Here is a 15,231-nt window from a genome sequence, read left to right as displayed (position 1 = left end):
AGCACCAACATCCGCCGGCCAGAAGCCATTTACGCGGCAGCTTTGCCGCGCAATGCCGCAGTTGGCCGGAATTCACCTGGGGAGAGCGATGCGCCCGATATCGCGTACGGCATGGGGAGCGGCGACAGCCGCCGTCCTGGCCGTCACCGCTGTCGCTCCGTCCGCGGCACAGCCGCGCGGCGGAGAGTCGGGGAAGAGACCACTCGTCGGCAGCGAAGCGGCCGGAAAGCAGCCCGCGGCCCCCGTCGCCGTGACCCTCGTCACGGGTGACCGGATCCTGGTCTCCACCGACGCCGCCGGGCGCACCGCCGCCACCGCCATGCCCCGCGAGGACGGCTCGCAGCCGCTCGTGCAGACCCGCCAGTCCGGCAAGGACCTGTACGTCTACCCGCAGGGTGCGGTCCGGGCGCTCGCCGCGGGCAAGGTCGACGAGGAGCTCTTCAACGTCACCGGGCTGATCCGCCAGGGCTACGACGACGCGCGGGCGAAGAAGCTGCCGCTCATCGCCGTGTACGAAGGCTCCGTGGACGTCGCCCGCAGCGCCCCGGCCGCCCCGCGCGGCGCCGAGCGCACGCTCGTCCTCCACTCCGTCGGCGGCGTGGCCCTGTCCGCCGACAAGTCCCGGGCCGCGTCCTTCTGGGCCGACTTCACCAACCCGCGCTCGCGGGCCGCCGGGCAGCTCAAGAAGCTGTGGCTGGACGGCAAGGTGCAGGCCAGCCTGGAACGGTCCGCCAAGCAGGTGAACGCCACCGCCGCCTGGGCCGCCGGCTACGACGGCAAGGGCACCCGGGTCGCCGTCCTCGACACCGGCAGCGACCTCGGCCACCCCGACCTCAAGGGCCGGATCGCCGCCGCCGAGAACTTCACCGACTCCGACACCGCGGACGACCGCCAGGGCCACGGCACCCACACCATCTCCACCGTCGGCGGCTCCGGCGCCGCGAGCGGCGGCGCGAAGAAGGGCATCGCCCCCGGCGCCGCGCTGCTCAGCGGCAAGGTCCTCAACGACTACGGCTACGGCCAGGACTCGTGGATCATCGCGGGCATGGAGTGGGCCGTCGCCCAGCAGGCCGACGTGGTCTCCATGAGCCTCGGGGACCCCTCGCAGACCGACTGCACCGACCCGATGAGCGCGGCGGCCGAGAAGCTCGCGCAGAGCGAGGGCACCCTCTTCGTCATCGCCGCGGGCAACTCCGGACCGGGCAACAACACCGTCTCCTCGCCCGGCTGCGCCCCCAGCGTGCTGACCGTCGGCGCCGTCGACCGCGACGACGCGACCGCGGTCTTCTCCAGCCGCGGCCCGGCCGGGCTCGCACACACCCTCAAGCCCGAGATCGCCGCGCCCGGCGTCGGGATCTCCGCCGCCGCGGCGGGCGGCCGCGGCGTGTACGCGTACCAGGGGATGTCGGGCACCTCGATGGCCGCCCCGCACGTCGCGGGCGCCGCGGCCATCGTCAGGCAGCGCCACCCCGGCTGGACCGCGCAGCAGATCAAGTCCGCGCTCGTCGGCTCCGCGAACAGCGCGGTCCCCGGCGACGTACGGGAGACCGGCGGCGGCCGCCTCGACGTCAAGGCCGCCCTCGCCGCCAAGGTGACCGGCGCCCCCGCCGTCCAGGGCGGCTCCCACGACTGGCCGCAGGACCGCAGCGACCGCACGGTCGTCGAGGTCCCGTACACCAACCACGGAACGTCACCGGTCACATTGCACCTTGCAGTGCAGCATGTCACCGGCAACGACGGCTCCGCCGTCCGCAGCCAGGTCGCCCGCCTGGACCGCCGCACCGTGACCGTCCCGGCCGGCGCGACCGTCAAGGTCCCGCTCGCCCTCGACCCCGCGGCCCGCCTGACCCGCGCCCAGTACGGCGACGTCACCGGCCGCGTCCTGGCCACCGCGAACGGCATCCGCGTCTCGACGCCGTTCTCCCTCTACGTCCAGCCCGAGACCGTCACCCTGCGCGTCAAGCTGATCGACCGGGCCGGCAAGCCCGCGACCGGCCCCTCCTCGCTCGACGTGATCGGCACCGACGACGCCACCGGCGAACGCCGCTTCAACGACGGTGCCGCCGACCAGCTCTACCGCGTCCGCCCGGGCTCGTACTTCCTCTCCGGCTTCGTCGCCACCGCCGACCCCGGCGAGGGCGCCGGGCTCGTCGACTCCCTCACCTACCTCGGCCGCCCCCAGACCGAGGTCCGCAAGGACACCACGGTCGTCCTCGACGCCCGCAAGGCCGCCCGCCTGAAGATCGAGGCGGACCGGCCCGCCGAAGCCCGCTCCACCACCCTGTCCTTCGCCCGCAGCTGGGGCGGCGACACCGGATGGCTGCACGCCGGCGCCGCCATGGGCGGCCGCACCATCCGCGGCTACTACGCTTCCGTCGAAGGCCGCCCGAGCGAGGGCGAGTTCGAGTTCGGCAGCTACTGGCGCGCCGGAGCCCCCCTCGTCTCCGAACTGAAGGCCGTCGGCGGCCCGGTCCTGCACCCCCTCACCGCCTCCGCCGGCAGCGACAACCTCGACGGCACCGGCAGCGCCCCGCTCGTCGACGCCAAGTCCGGCACCCCCGCCGAACTCGCCGCCGCGGGTGCCAAGGGAGCCGTCGTCCTGGTCAAGTCCGCGGACGCCTCCCTCTACGAAGTGGCGGACAACGCCAAGGCCGCCGGCGCCAAGGCCGTCCTCGCCCACCGCGAAGCACCCGGCCGCTGGTCCGGCTTCACCGGCTACGCCGGAGGCTCGCTGCCCGCCCTCACCATCGACAGCACCGAGGCGAAGGCCTTGCTGACCCGCCTCGCCGCGGGCCCGGTCACCCTCGCCTGGAAGGCCACGGCCGCCAGCCCGTACGTCTACAACCTGGCCCAGATCGAGAAGGGCCCCGTCCACGCCGACCGCACCTACCGGGTCCGCGACCGCGACCTGGGCGCCGTCCGCTCCACGTACGGCTCGATGGGCGTCACGGCCGACTACATCGACCTCACCGGCGCGTACCGCCCGCTGGGCCACGCCGTCTTCTTCGGCTCCCTCGAGACCGTCAAGGCGCCCTCGCAGCGCACCGAGTACTACACCGCGGGCGACACCGCCTGGGACCACCTGATCTCCTCCAGCTTCCCCTGGGGCGAGTTCATGACCGACCACCACCGCACGTACGCCAAGGGCTCGCAGCGCAGCGAGCGCTGGTACGACGGCGTCATCGCCCCCGTCGCGCCCCGCGACACCGCCGGCAAGCGGCTCCTCGCCGCCGAACGCCAGGGCAACCTGATCGGCTTCGCCTCCGCCATGTGGGGCGACTCCGGCCACTCCGCCCAGCCCGGCAGCTTCGGCGACATCGGCAGCCTCGTCCTCAAGCGCAACGGCGAGCAGATCGGCGACAGCTGGTACCCGTCCGGGGTGTTCGAAGTCCCCGCAGGCGAGGCCGCGTACGAACTGACCCAGTCCGTCGAGAAGATCGGCGCCCCGGCCCGCGTCTGGCAGCGCTCCACCGCCGTGCAGACCTCGTGGACCTTCCGCTCCGCCCTCGACGAGTCGGCGTACTCCCAGCCCCTGCCGGTCCTCTTCCCCGGCTACGCGCTCCCCGAGGACGGCCTCAAGACCCTCCCCGCCGCCGACGGGCAGGTCATCGGACTGAGCGTCAGCGGTCACGCGGGCTACACCCCCGGTTCGATCAGGTCCGCCAGGCTGTCGTACTCGTACGACGGCGAGAACTGGACCCGGGCGAAGACCACCGTCCGGGGCGGCACGTGGACCGCGGTCGTCGACCACGCGGGAGCATCCGGCAAGCCGGTCTCCCTCAGGACCGAACTGACCGACAGCAAGGGCGCCTCCGTCACCCAGACGGTCCAGCGCGCCTACGACGTGCGCTAGACCGCCGGCCGGACTCCGGCCGCAGCGCACACGAGCCGGGTCCGCCGGGCGACCTTCCCGTGGGGGGTGGGGCCGCCCGGCGGACCCTTGTCGTCCGCCCAGCCGCGCGCCCCCGGCGCCACGGATTTTCTCGATGACCCGTTTTCACCCGCCTCTTACGGCCGACAATAAGGACATGAGTCAGCAGGCGGACGCGGACGACTGGTGGCAGCGCCTCTACGAGGCCCCGGACCCGGACGACCCCCCGGACCCGGGGCCGCCCGCAGGCGCGGGCCCGGCGGCGAGAGCGCCGGGGACGACCGCCACGGGCCCGACGGGCCCGGGGTCCACGGTCCCCGACACGGTGGACACCCGCTTCGAGGCGGCCGCCCGCCTGGTCACCCCGCCCGGGTCGCGGCCGCTGATCCCCGCCCAGGCGGGCCCCGGCGAAGGCGGCACGGCCTACGCCCTCGGCGACGTCACCGTCCCCACCGCAGCCCCCCCGCCCCCGCCGCCGCCCGTGGCCCCGCCTCCTCCACCCGTGCCCCCGCCCCCGCCGGGCCCACCGCCAGCACCCCCCGCACGGCGGGACCGCTACACCGTCCGGCACCTGGGCGAGCGCCCGCCCACCTACGAGGGCGAGCCCGGCGCGCTGCCGTACGCCGACGCCGCCGACCTCGACGCCCTGATCCCCGACACCGTGCTCGACGGCGCCCGGCACGGCACGTACACGCTGCGCACCGCCTCCGTCCGCGGCGACTCCGCCCGCTACCGGGGCGAGCCCCGCCGGGACTTCCTGCTCACCGCCCGCTTCGGCACCGGCGACGACGCCCTCGTGCTGATCGCCGCGGCCGGCGGCCAGCGCGCCGCCGAGGGCGCCCGCGAGGCCGACGCCGAACTGTGCCGCTGGATCGCCGGAGCCGTCGGACGCAGCCAGGAGCGGCTCGGCGCCGACATCCGGGCCGGCCGGCGCGACGACCTGCGCTCCGGGCTCCAGCGGCTCACCGACCGCGGCTACGGCCGCCTGCGGGCCTCCGAGGCCCCGCCGCCCGCCGGGCTGCGCTGCCTGCTCCTGCCCGTCGACCCGGAGTGCCGCACCCGGATCGCCTTCGGCACCGGAGAGGGCGGGCTGTTCCGGCTGCGCGGCGGCAGCTGGCAGGACCTGGAGGACCCCGCCGCAGCGGGCGGATTCCGCTTCCGCGCCTCCGTGGCCCGCCCCGGCGACGCCCTCCTGATGTGCACCGGCGGGCTGGCCGGCCCGATGCGCGAGGAGCCCGCCCTCCCCGCCGAGCTCGCCGCCCGCTGGAGCCCGGACGCCCCGGCCCCGCCCGGTCTCGCCGCCTTCCTCGCCGACACCACCCTGCGGATCAAGGGCTACGCCGACGACCGCACGGCCGCCGCGGTCTGGGAGTCGTAACGGCCCCCTCCGGGGGCGCGGCGCGGGTCTCCGACAGGCGCGAACGCACGGACCGTGCATGGATGGGAGGCGCACACCGCACAGCCGGACCGGAAAGGGCGCCCCTCCATGGCCAAGCAGAACGTCGCCGAGCAGTTCGTCGACATCCTCGTGCGCGCGGGCGTACGGCGGCTGTACGGCGTGGTCGGCGACAGCCTCAACCCCGTGGTCGACGCGATCCGCCGCACCGGCGGGATCGAGTGGATCCAGGTCCGGCACGAGGAGACGGCCGCCTTCGCGGCGGGCGCCGAGGCGCAGATCACCGGTCGGCTCGCCGCCTGCGCCGGCTCCTGCGGCCCCGGGAACCTCCACCTGATCAACGGGCTGTACGACGCCCATCGCTCCATGGCCCCGGTCCTCGCCCTCGCCTCGCACATCCCCTCCAGCGAGATCGGCCTCGGCTACTTCCAGGAGACCCACCCCGACCGGCTGTTCCGCGAGTGCAGCCACTACAGCGAACTGATCTCCAGTCCGCAGCAGATGCCCCGGCTGCTCCAGACCGCCGTCCAGCACGCCGTCGGCCGCAGCGGGGTCAGCGTCGTGGCCCTCCCCGGGGACGTGGCCGCACAGCCCGCCCCGGAACGCGCCGTGGAGCACGCCCTCGTCACCGCCCGCCCCTCGGTGCGCCCCGGCGACGCCGAGATCGAGAAGCTGGCCCGGATGATCGACGAGGCGGACAAGGTCACGCTCTTCTGCGGCAGCGGCACGGCCGGGGCCCACGCCGAGGTCATGGAGTTCGCCGGACGGGTCAAGGCCCCCGTCGGGCACGCCCTGCGCGGCAAGGAGTGGATCCAGTACGACAATCCGTACGACGTGGGCATGAGCGGACTGCTCGGCTACGGCGCGGCGTACGAGGCCACGCACGAGTGCGACCTGCTGATCCTGCTGGGCACGGACTTCCCGTACAGCGCCTTCCTGCCCGACGACGTGAAGATCGTGCAGGTGGACGTGCGCCCCGAGCACCTCGGCCGCCGTTCGAAGCTTGACCTCGGGGTGTGGGGCGACGTGCGCGAGACGCTGCGCTCGCTGACCCCCCGGGTGCGGGCCAAGACCGACCGCCGCTTCCTCGACCGGATGCTCAGGAAGCACGCCGACGCCCTGGAGGGCGTGGTCAAGGCGTACACCCGCAAGGTGGAGAAGCACACCCCGATCCACCCCGAGTACGTGGCCTCGGTCCTCGACGAACTGGCCGCGGACGACGCCGTTTTCACTGTGGACACGGGAATGTGCAATGTGTGGGCGGCGCGCTACATTTCACCGAACGGCAAACGCCGCATCATCGGTTCCTTCAGCCACGGTTCCATGGCCAATGCCCTCCCGCAGGCCATCGGCGCCCAGTTCACCGAGCGCGGCCGTCAAGTGATCTCCATGTCGGGCGACGGCGGTTTCTCCATGCTGATGGGAGATTTCCTCACCCTGGTGCAGTACGACCTGCCCGTCAAAGTGGTCCTGTTCAACAACTCCTCGCTCGGCATGGTCGAGCTGGAAATGCTGGTGTCCGGGCTGCCGTCGTACGGCACCACGAACCGCAATCCGGACTTCGCGGCGATCGCCCGCGCCGCCGGCGCCTACGGCGTCCGGGTCGAGAAGCCCAAGCACCTCGCGGGCGCGCTGAAGGACGCCTTCCGGCACAAAGGGCCAGCTCTGGTGGACGTGGTGACCGACCCCAACGCCCTGTCCATCCCCCCGAAGATCAGCGCCGAGATGGTCACCGGATTCGCCCTCTCGGCCAGCAAGATCGTGCTGGACGGCGGGGTCGGCCGGATGCTCCAGATGGCCCGGTCCAACCTCCGGAATGTGCCCAGGCCATAAGCGCAGGTCATGACCGGCCCTAAACCTCGTTCCGGCCGGTGGAACCCCGTGCGTGATCCGGTCGTTACCCGCAGGAGTGCCACCGCCCGCGCGGGGCATGCATCCCGTAGACCAGTTCGAGGAAGGGGATGTGAGTCGCCGTGCGGGTGGGGGCGAAAACCGGAAAGCAGGCAAGAGGACGGCCGACGGCACGCGGGCCGGCAGAGGACGAGGACAGGGAAACGGAGGGGGCGGCGCCGGGGAGCCACGGCGCGCAACCGGGCCTCAGGATGAGCCGGTCGTTACGGCGGTCCGACCTGAGGGCGGTCGGCGAGGTCCGCCGGGCCCTGCGGGAGCTGCTCCGGCACTGGGGCCGGCCCGAGACCGCCGACGTGGCGGAGCTCCTCACCACCGAACTGGTCACCAACGCCCTCGTCCACACGGACCAGGGCGCCGAGGTCACCGCCAGCCTCGGCACCTCCCGACTCCGGGTGGAGGTACGGGACTTCACCTCCCGGCACCCCAGACCGCACGTACCGACCGCCGACGACGGTACGCACGGACGGGGCCTCTTCCTGGTGCAGGCACTCGCCGACGCCTGGGGCATCAGCGCGCACAAGGTCGGGAAGTCCGTCTGGTTCGAGCTGGACGGAGGTCCCGCCTGAGCGGAGCCGCCATCGGGACGGTCCGCCGCGGCGGGTCAGCCGAACTGCTGCTCCAGGTCCTTCAGTTTGCGCTCCAGGGAGTCGAGCCGGGGGATGGTCTGGGTGTCGTCCTCGGCCGTGAGGTCGACGGTCCTCGTCTCGGGGCCGTGACCTGAAGTCCCGTTACCGGGACCGCCGTTCACGGCCTGCAGGGAGGGCCGGTGGCGAAGTGGCAGCTGTCCTGGCTCGGTTATGGCGGGCTCCGCGCCGACCGGCGCGGAGCCCGCCCCCGAGGTGAGACCCGGCAGGTCCAGCTGCCGGCCGCGCTGCCGCCCGAAGGCCCGGTTCTGCCGGCCCAGCGCCCGAATGTGGGCGCGCTCGCGCCGCTGCTGCTCGCGGCGGCGGTGGCGGTCCTGCTCCTTCTCCCGCTTGTCCTCGCGCACTTCCTCGACGGCCTCGTCGAGGGTCCGCACGCCCTCCAGCAGCATCAGCGACCAGGCGCCGAAGGTCTCGCGGGGCGCCCGCAGCCAGCGGACGATCCGGATCTGCGGCAACGGCCTCGGTACCAGGCCCTGTTCGCGCAGGGCGGCCCGGCGGGTCTGCTTGAGCGCGCGGTCGAAGAGCACGGCCGCCGAGAGCGACATGCCCGCGAAGAACTGCGGGGCGCCGTCGTGGCCCAGGCCGCGGGGTGCGTGCACCCAGTTGAACCAGGCCGCCGCACCGGCGAAGAGCCACACCAGGAGGCGGGAGCCGAGGGCCGCGTCGCCGTGGCTGGCTTCGCGGACGGCCAGCACCGAGCAGAACATCGCGGCGCCGTCGAGACCGAAGGGGACCAGGTACTCCCAGCCCCCGGAGAGGCTGAGGTTCTGCCGGCCGAAGCCGACGAGTCCGTGGAAGGAGAGCGCGGCGGCGACGGCCGCGCAGCAGAACAGCAGCACGTACGAGGCGGTGCCGTAGACGGCTTCCTTGCGGCGGCGGCGCTCCTCGCTGCGCTCCCAGCTGTCTTCGGCCGCGGCCTTGTCGCCTTCGCGCTTGCCCCGGGCCAGCACCGCCACTGCCGCAAGTACGCCCAGGATCAGAAGGCTGCCCGGAAGCAGCCAGTCCAGCGATATGTCGGTCAGTCTCATCCGGTGTCCCTTGCCTCGCGTACGGCGGCTTTCCGGGCGCCATAGTGGCCGATCCGGTCCGGCCCGCACGCGGGTTTCGGGGCAAGTGGACGCCTTCGGGGGGCGCGGCCCTCCGGATAGGGTGATCTGGGTCGAACTACCGCTCGAGCGCAGGAGGATGTGTTCGATTCCCGTCACCTGAACGGGGTGGCGTGAGTCGCCCGGGGCTACGGGGACGCCGCGGCGGACAGCCGTGCGACCCGGTCCGCGTCACAGGTGCGCGGGCAGGTGGTGCAGGTGTCGTCGGGGCGCAGCGTGTAGAAGAAGCAGCAGCCGGCCCGGTCCCGGGTGGGCAGCTGCTTGCCGTCCGGCCCCGTCAGGGTGCGGAAGCCGGCCCGGGCCGTGAACGGGGTGATGGCCCCCGGCAGCAGCAGCTCCAGCTCGGCCATGGCCCGCGGCTCCTCGCCGAGCAGCCGCCCGACGTACCAGAGGCTCTCGGCGACCTCGTCGCTCGCCATGCCCCACAGGGCCCGCCGGCCCCGCCGCATCCGCGGGCCGAAGCCTTCCAGGAGGGGAGCGAGGTGCTGGGAGACCGCTGCCCGCACCTCCGCCCGCAGCGCTTCCTCGTGGGGCACGACCCGGGCCCCTGGGAGCGCTGCCGCCGGGTCCGACGGCAGGCAGGAGAAACTCTCGACGCGCACGGCCATCCGGCCGAGCGTCCGGTGGAAGGACACCGACTCCACCGGCAGCCGCGGGACCCGCCGGCTCAGGAACCAGGGGACCGTGAACAGCAGGCAGGCCGGCCAGGAGTACCGGTGCAGGCCGAAGCCGGCGATCACGTCCGGCCTCGCCTGCTGGCCGTAGTCCCGCAGCACCTGGGCGTTGTCCCAGGCGAGGAAGGCGTCCAGGGCCGCACCGCCGGCCGCGAGTTCGTCCGCGCCGACCCAGCCCGCACCGCGAGGGGCCGTCTCGGCCGCGGAGAACTCCTGGACCCGCAGTCCGGAGTACACCTCGGTCATGCGGGCGTACGCGTCCGACACGGGGGAACCGGCCGGAGCGGCGGCAGGGGGCGCAACAGGGAGCAAAGCCGGGACGGTCATGGGCGGACCACCGAATCGCGCGATCGTTAACAGGTTAGCCTTACCTTACCCGATCTCGGGCGGGTCCTATCAACGGTGTCCCATATGCTCGGAGAGTGCACAGCGAAGCAGTGGTCCCGGCGCAGAAGGTGGTACGCCACTCGGTGCGCGGACAGATCCTCGACGCGCTCCGCTCGGCGCTCGTCGACGGGGACCTCGTCCCCGGCGAGATCTACTCCGGACCTGCCCTGGGGGAGCGCTTCGGGGTCTCCGCTACACCCGTGCGCGAGGCCATGCAGCAACTGGCCCTCGAAGGCGCGGTCGAATGCCTGCCGAACCGCGGCTTCCGGGTGGTGGAGCGGTCCGCGCGCGAACTGGCCGAGCTGGCGGAGGTCCGGGCCCTGCTCGAAGTGCCGGTGATGCTGCGGCTGGCGCGTACGGTCTCCGTGGCAGCCTGGGCCGCGCTCCGGCCGGCTGCCGCCGCGACCGCGGCTGCCGCCGCTGCGGGCGACCTGCCCGGCTACGCGGAGTCGGACCGGGCGTTCCACCGGGCCGTGCTCGCCCTCGCGGGCAACGAACAACTGCTGCTGGTCGCGGACGACCTGCACCGCAGGGCCCAGTGGCCCCTCCCCGGCGCCCCGCGGATCCGCCGCGCCGACCTCGTCGCCGACGCGGCGGAACACTCGGCCCTGCTGGAGGCCCTGATCGCCCAGGACCTGCCGGTCGTGGAATCACTCGTACGGGAGCACTTCGCCGGCGCGCCGCGCTGACGCCCCGCCGCGCCCCTTACGGAACGGCATAACCGGCATCGCGCCCGTCTCACCCGCCTCACCACAGCGCCCGGTAGATCCGGGCCCAGGGCCGCGGGCGCTCGGCCTCGCGGACCCCGGCCTCCGAGTACCGGCCGGTGAGGAGCGACCAGTCGCGGGTCGCCCGCATCCAGTCCTCCATGCACCGCACCAGGTTCCGCAGGGCCTGCTCCTCGCGCGCCGACAGCCGGTGGGCCCGGCACAGGCCCGGTACGGCCGCGGCGTGCGAGCGGAACTCCGCGACCCGCACGCCGACCATCCGGACCGCCTCGCCGGCGGCCTCGTCGGCCGTGCACCCGGTCGCGGCCTGGAGCACCGGCACGATGTTGTGGAACTCGCCCGAGGCCAGCTCCTTGCGCAGCGAGGCGAGGTCGTTGGTGAGGGCGACCACCTCGCTGCTCAGGTCGACCATGGCCGTGACCGCGGCGGCCTGGCGGACCGCCGCGGGGATCTCGGCGCCGGTGAGCCGCTCCACCAGGTCGAAGCAGGAGTCCGTGCCGATCGTGGCGCGCCGCACGGCCATGTACCGGCCGGGGGCCGGCGGACCGGGGGCGTCCCGGTCCGCCGCCTCCCCGGCGTAGCCGCCGACGAACCGCGTCCAGCTCCCCCGGTGCCGGTCCCGCCACGTGGGTGACATGCCCGTGACGGAACGGTTCCACAGCTCGCGGAACGTGTCCCGCAGGGGGTCCGGCGGGCCGGTGAGCGGCCCGTCGTCCATCGCGTCGACCGTCGCGGCGACCACTTCGGCCACCCGCGCCGGGTCACGCCCGAGCGGGCTGTCGAACTGGTCGTCGAAGACGAAGTACCACCCCATCCAGTCGGTCATCAGGTCCAGCGCGTCGCCCGAGGCGAACGGGTACGCGCGGGCGGCCAGCTGGTCCAGCCGCAGGATGTCGTACGCCCGCAGGTCGCGGGGCGACAGCAGGCCGCGCTGCCGCATCCACCGCAGATGACGGCGGCGCGCCCGCTCCGCGTCGGGGCTGACCCGCTCCGGGAACGGCAGGTCCAGCTCGTGCAAGTGGCACAGGGTGTCCACCGGGTCTCTCCGAATCGTGTTCACCGTGCACGCAGCCGTATGCCGAGCCGGCGCGGGCGCAGGATGGTCGCGAGCCGGGTCGGCCGGAGATCCGCCCCCGGGGCGATCTCCAGGTTCCACCGGGCCGCCACGCTCGCCAGCGCCATCGCGGTCTCGCCGACCGCGAAAGTGTCGCCGATGCATTTGCGCGCGCCGCCGCCGAAGGTGGTGAAGGCGCCGCGCGGCAGGCCCGCGGCCCGCTCGGGCAGCCAGCGGTCGGGCTCGAAGGAGTCCGGCCGCTCGAAGAGGTCCGCCCGCCGCTGGACGACGTACGGACTGAAGACGACGGTAGCGCCGGCCGGGATGCGGCGCCCGGCGAGCTCGGTGTTGGCGCTGGTGGTCACCCGGGTGAGCAGCCAGCCCGCCGGGTACAGCCGCATGGTCTCGTGGAGCACCCGGCGGGTGTACTCCAGCGCCGGGACGTCGGCCCATTGCGGCGGGCGTCCGCCCAGCACGGCGTCGGCCTCGGCCTGCACCCTGCGCAGTGCCTCCGGGTGCTGGGCGAGCAGGCAGCACGCCCAGGTGAGGGTGGCCGCGGAGGTCTCCGAGCTGGCGGTGAGGAGGTTCGTCATCTGGTCGTGCAGCTCGGTGGGCGTGGGCTCCCGGCCCATCCGGCCGCCCGAGGCGAGCACGATCGACAGGACGTCGCCGTGGTCCTCCCCGGTCTTGCGGTACTCGTCGACCAGCTCGTCGATGACCGCGTGCAGGTCGGCGAGGGCCTCGGCGTAGCGGATCTTGCCGGGGGTGGGCAGCTTCTGGAGCGGACCCGGCACGAGCATGCGGGCGAAGATGCTGCCCAGCATGATGTCGAGGGACCGCTCGATGCGGGCTGCCGTCTCGTCGGCGATGTCGGTGGAGAAGAGGGCGCGGACGGCCGTGCCCAGGGTGAAGTGGTACCAGGTGCTGAACGCGTCGATGACCGTGCCGTCCGACCAGGAGTCCTGGAGCGGGCCGAGCCGGTCCTCGATGGCCGTGCCGTACTGCTCCAGCCGCTCGGGGCGGAATGCTGGCTGGAGCAGGCGGCGCTGCGTGCGGTGGTCCGAGTGCGGACAGCTGCCCAGGCCGTTGCCCAGGAAGTCCCGGGCCTTCTCGTAGAGCAGACCGCCTTTGTCGAACGTACGGTCGTCCGCCAGGACTTGGTGGAGAAGGTCCTGGTGGCAGGGGACGTAGGCGGTCTGCGGACCCAGCCGGATCTCGACCAGGTCGCCGTACCGGGGCAGTTCCGCCAGGAACTGCAGGGGACGGTGCAACAGCTGCCGTCCGTGCCCGACTAGGGGGAGCGCGCCGGGGGCGCTCCCCGCCGTGAACTGCGTCTTCGCTGACATGCCTGGCAGGGTGCCCATCACCACCGGAGCCACAAACACTGATCTTGCGGCGCATCGGTGCCCGCGCAGGGAGCACGGTGCACCGGAGCGCCCCCGGGTTCGCGGAGGCGCTCCCCGCACGGCTGCCTCCGGGCCGGTCAGGCGGTACTCGGCGCCAGGCTGGCGGCCAGCCAGGTGGGCACTCCGCCCAGCAGCTGGACCAGGCGGCGGGCCTCCGCGCGCAGCCTGCCCGCCTCCGGCTCCTCCTCGGCGTCGGCGAGGGCCGCGAGGGCCGGTGCCGTCCCGATGAGATACCCCAGATCCTCGCGCAGGCGCAGCGACTGGGTGAATCCGTTGCGGGCCTCGGTCAGTTCGCCGTCCCGCAGCGCCAGCCCGGCCAGGTGGCGCCAGGTGAAGGAGAGCAGCAGGACGTCGCCGTGCGCCGCGGCCGCCGTGTGCGAGCGGCGGTACGCGGCCCGGGCGGCCTGCGCCGACCCGGCGATGTTCTCGGCGACCAGCCCCCGGCGGAAGTCGAGCAGGGCCCGCCGCGGCGAGGACGGGGAGATGAGCGCCGCCGCCCGCCCCAGGGCCGAGCGGGCCTCGTCGGCCCGGTCGCGTACGCCGAGCCGGGTGGCGGCGTAGGCCAGGTAGCCGCGCTCGCAGGCGGCCTCGCCGCGCTCGTCGTCCGTACCGGCCGCCGCCTCGGCGGCGCGCAGGGCGTCCTCGGCCTCCGTCCAGCCCGTCTCGGTGTAGAGGCAGCGCTCGATGAGCAGGGCCGCCCGCTGGAGGGCTGCCGCGGGTGCGGTCGCGTGCGGCTCCAGGAGCGCCGCCGCGTCCGTCCAGCAGCCGCGTGACCGCAGCCGCCATATCGCCCGCTGGAGGGGGTCGTCGCCCCCGGTCACTCCGGCACCCGACATGGCGGTGTCCGCCACATTGCCCTCCCCAAAGCGCGTCGTTGAGCCCTGGGGCGAATCCCAGCACACACCGGCGTGATCGGCCAAGGGGTCTGGTGAACCCTTTCACAAAGTCGCAGTCGGACTATGTGATCATCAGTCAGTTTCCGTCGGGGTCCGGTCAGCTCATGCGCAGGGCGAGGAAGAAATCGAGCTTGTCCTCCAGCCGCGAAAGGTCGCGCGCCGTCAACTGCTCGATCCTGCCGACGCGGTAGCGCAGCGTGTTGACGTGGAGGTGCAGGCGCGTCGCGCACCGGGTCCAGGACCCGTCGCAGTCGAGGAACGCCTCCAGGGTCGGGATCAGCTCCGCGCGGTGGCGGCGGTCGTAGTCCCGCAGCGGGTCCAGCAGCCGCGCGGTGAACGCCCTGCGGACGTCGTCGGGGACGAACGGCAGCAGCAGCACGTGCGAGGCCAGCTCGTGGTGGCCCGCGGCGCAGACCCGGCCCGGCCGGGCGGCCGCGACCCGGCGGGCGTGCCGGGCCTCCTCCAGCGCGCCCCGCAGGCCCTCCGCGGAGTGCACGGCCGCGCTCACGCCCAGCGTCAGGCGCCCGTCCTCGGCCAGCCCGGCCGCCAGCGGCTCCCGTACGGCGGCCAGCAGCGCGTCCGCGTGCAGTGCGGCGTCCGGCTCGCCCTCGCCCGTCAGTGCGGGCAGCGGGACCAGCGCGATGGCCTCGTCGCCCGCGTGCGCGACGGCGATCCGGTCCGAGGGCTCCGGGCCCGAGACGCCCGGGTCGACGAGGATCTCCTCCAGCAGCGACTGGGCCACCGGGCCGCCGGGGATGTCCCCGCCGTCCCAGTCCACCCGGGCCACCACGACCTGCCAGTGCGGGGCCGCGCCCAGCCCCGGCAGCAGCACCGGGGCCGCGACCCGCAGGCGGGCGGCGATCTCGGCGGGCGCCGCGCCCGTCTGCACCAGCTCCAGCACCTCCTGGGCGAGGCGGCGGCGGACCGTACGGGCCGCGTCCCGGCGGTCCCGCTCCACGGCGATCAGCTGCGTCACGCCCTGGAGCAGGTCCAGCCGCTCGGCCGGCCAGTCGCCCGCGTCCGCCTCCACGGCCAGCAGCCAGTCGGACAGGACGGTCTCCCGCACGTCCCGGGGGGGGGGGGGGGGGGGGGGGGGGGGTGCCTGGGGGGGGGGGGGGGGGGGGGAACCCGGAGGGGGGGTCAGTGTGGGGCCCGGGG

The 15,231-nt window shown here is 74.0% G+C and carries 10 protein-coding genes and 1 pseudogene; 5 read left to right on the top strand and 6 right to left on the bottom strand.

The window, feature by feature from the left end; all coding sequences use genetic code 11:
• Positions 1–88 precede the first annotated feature (88 nt).
• The 4 genes from ACZ7H1_RS25265 to ACZ7H1_RS25250 all read left to right on the top strand — a co-directional run bounded on the left by ACZ7H1_RS25265 (position 89) and on the right by ACZ7H1_RS25250 (position 7,744).
• Complete coding sequence (locus tag ACZ7H1_RS25265) at positions 89–3,853, top strand: S8 family peptidase (protein WP_470789909.1); 3,765 nt, start codon at positions 89–91, stop codon at positions 3,851–3,853.
• A 175-nt stretch (positions 3,854–4,028) separates the two neighbouring features.
• Positions 4,029–5,249, top strand: coding sequence for a PP2C family serine/threonine-protein phosphatase (locus ACZ7H1_RS25260; RefSeq protein ID WP_470789907.1), 1,221 nt, complete (start codon positions 4,029–4,031; stop codon positions 5,247–5,249).
• A gap of 108 nt (positions 5,250–5,357) precedes the next feature.
• Entirely contained in the window at positions 5,358–7,100 is a 1,743-nt protein-coding gene (locus tag ACZ7H1_RS25255) for a pyruvate dehydrogenase (protein WP_470789905.1), read from the top strand.
• A gap of 269 nt (positions 7,101–7,369) precedes the next feature.
• Positions 7,370–7,744 carry an ATP-binding protein gene (locus ACZ7H1_RS25250; protein WP_470789903.1) on the top strand — a complete coding sequence of 125 codons (375 nt, stop codon included), beginning with the start codon at positions 7,370–7,372 and terminating at the stop codon, positions 7,742–7,744.
• A 35-nt stretch (positions 7,745–7,779) separates the two neighbouring features.
• Here ACZ7H1_RS25250 and ACZ7H1_RS25245 read toward each other — a convergent pair whose 3' ends face one another.
• Together ACZ7H1_RS25245 and ACZ7H1_RS25240 are read right to left on the bottom strand one after the other, a co-directional pair.
• A complete protein-coding gene (locus ACZ7H1_RS25245) occupies positions 7,780–8,850 on the bottom strand; it encodes a DUF2637 domain-containing protein (RefSeq protein WP_470789901.1) in 1,071 nt (356 codons plus the stop codon).
• Between the two features lie 206 nt (positions 8,851–9,056).
• Positions 9,057–9,929 (bottom strand): (2Fe-2S)-binding protein, encoded by an 873-nt coding sequence (locus ACZ7H1_RS25240; protein ID WP_470789899.1) that lies wholly within the window; start codon positions 9,927–9,929, stop codon positions 9,057–9,059.
• Positions 9,930–9,997: 68 nt separating this feature from the next.
• Between ACZ7H1_RS25240 and ACZ7H1_RS25235 the strand changes: the two genes are divergently transcribed.
• Positions 9,998–10,678, top strand: coding sequence for a GntR family transcriptional regulator (locus ACZ7H1_RS25235; protein WP_470789941.1), 681 nt, complete (start codon positions 9,998–10,000; stop codon positions 10,676–10,678).
• Between the two features lie 58 nt (positions 10,679–10,736).
• Here ACZ7H1_RS25235 and ACZ7H1_RS25230 read toward each other — a convergent pair whose 3' ends face one another.
• The 4 genes and pseudogenes from ACZ7H1_RS25230 to ACZ7H1_RS25215 form a co-directional block, all read right to left on the bottom strand.
• Positions 10,737–11,735 carry a terpene synthase family protein gene (locus ACZ7H1_RS25230; protein ID WP_470789897.1) on the bottom strand — a complete coding sequence of 333 codons (999 nt, stop codon included), beginning with the start codon at positions 11,733–11,735 and terminating at the stop codon, positions 10,737–10,739.
• A gap of 38 nt (positions 11,736–11,773) precedes the next feature.
• Positions 11,774–13,117, bottom strand: coding sequence for a cytochrome P450 (locus ACZ7H1_RS25225; protein WP_470789895.1), 1,344 nt, complete (start codon positions 13,115–13,117; stop codon positions 11,774–11,776).
• A gap of 137 nt (positions 13,118–13,254) precedes the next feature.
• The gene (locus tag ACZ7H1_RS25220) at positions 13,255–14,028 is read right to left on the bottom strand and encodes a hypothetical protein (RefSeq protein WP_470789893.1); all 774 of its coding nucleotides are present in this window, start codon (positions 14,026–14,028) and stop codon (positions 13,255–13,257) included.
• Between the two features lie 142 nt (positions 14,029–14,170).
• Positions 14,171–15,145: pseudogene (locus ACZ7H1_RS25215) on the bottom strand (PucR family transcriptional regulator); the annotation flags it as partial.
• Between the last annotated feature and the right edge of the window lie 86 nt (positions 15,146–15,231).

The sequence above is a fragment of the Streptomyces sp. NPDC037401 genome (assembly GCF_055602345.1).
This window is presented reverse-complemented; position numbering and strand designations above follow the sequence as displayed.

What these genes read in the sequence shown, in the direction of transcription:
- ACZ7H1_RS25265 (WP_470789909.1), top strand. Translation starts at nt 89, where the DNA reads ATGCGCCCGATATCGCGTACGGCATGGGGAGCGGCGACAGCCGCCGTC.
- ACZ7H1_RS25260 (WP_470789907.1), top strand. Translation starts at nt 4,029, where the DNA reads ATGAGTCAGCAGGCGGACGCGGACGACTGGTGGCAGCGCCTCTACGAG.
- ACZ7H1_RS25255 (WP_470789905.1), top strand. Translation starts at nt 5,358, where the DNA reads ATGGCCAAGCAGAACGTCGCCGAGCAGTTCGTCGACATCCTCGTGCGC.
- ACZ7H1_RS25250 (WP_470789903.1), top strand. Translation starts at nt 7,370, where the DNA reads ATGAGCCGGTCGTTACGGCGGTCCGACCTGAGGGCGGTCGGCGAGGTC.
- ACZ7H1_RS25245 (WP_470789901.1), bottom strand. Translation starts at nt 8,850, where the DNA reads ATGAGACTGACCGACATATCGCTGGACTGGCTGCTTCCGGGCAGCCTT.
- ACZ7H1_RS25240 (WP_470789899.1), bottom strand. Translation starts at nt 9,929, where the DNA reads ATGACCGTCCCGGCTTTGCTCCCTGTTGCGCCCCCTGCCGCCGCTCCG.
- ACZ7H1_RS25225 (WP_470789895.1), bottom strand. Translation starts at nt 13,117, where the DNA reads ATGTCAGCGAAGACGCAGTTCACGGCGGGGAGCGCCCCCGGCGCGCTC.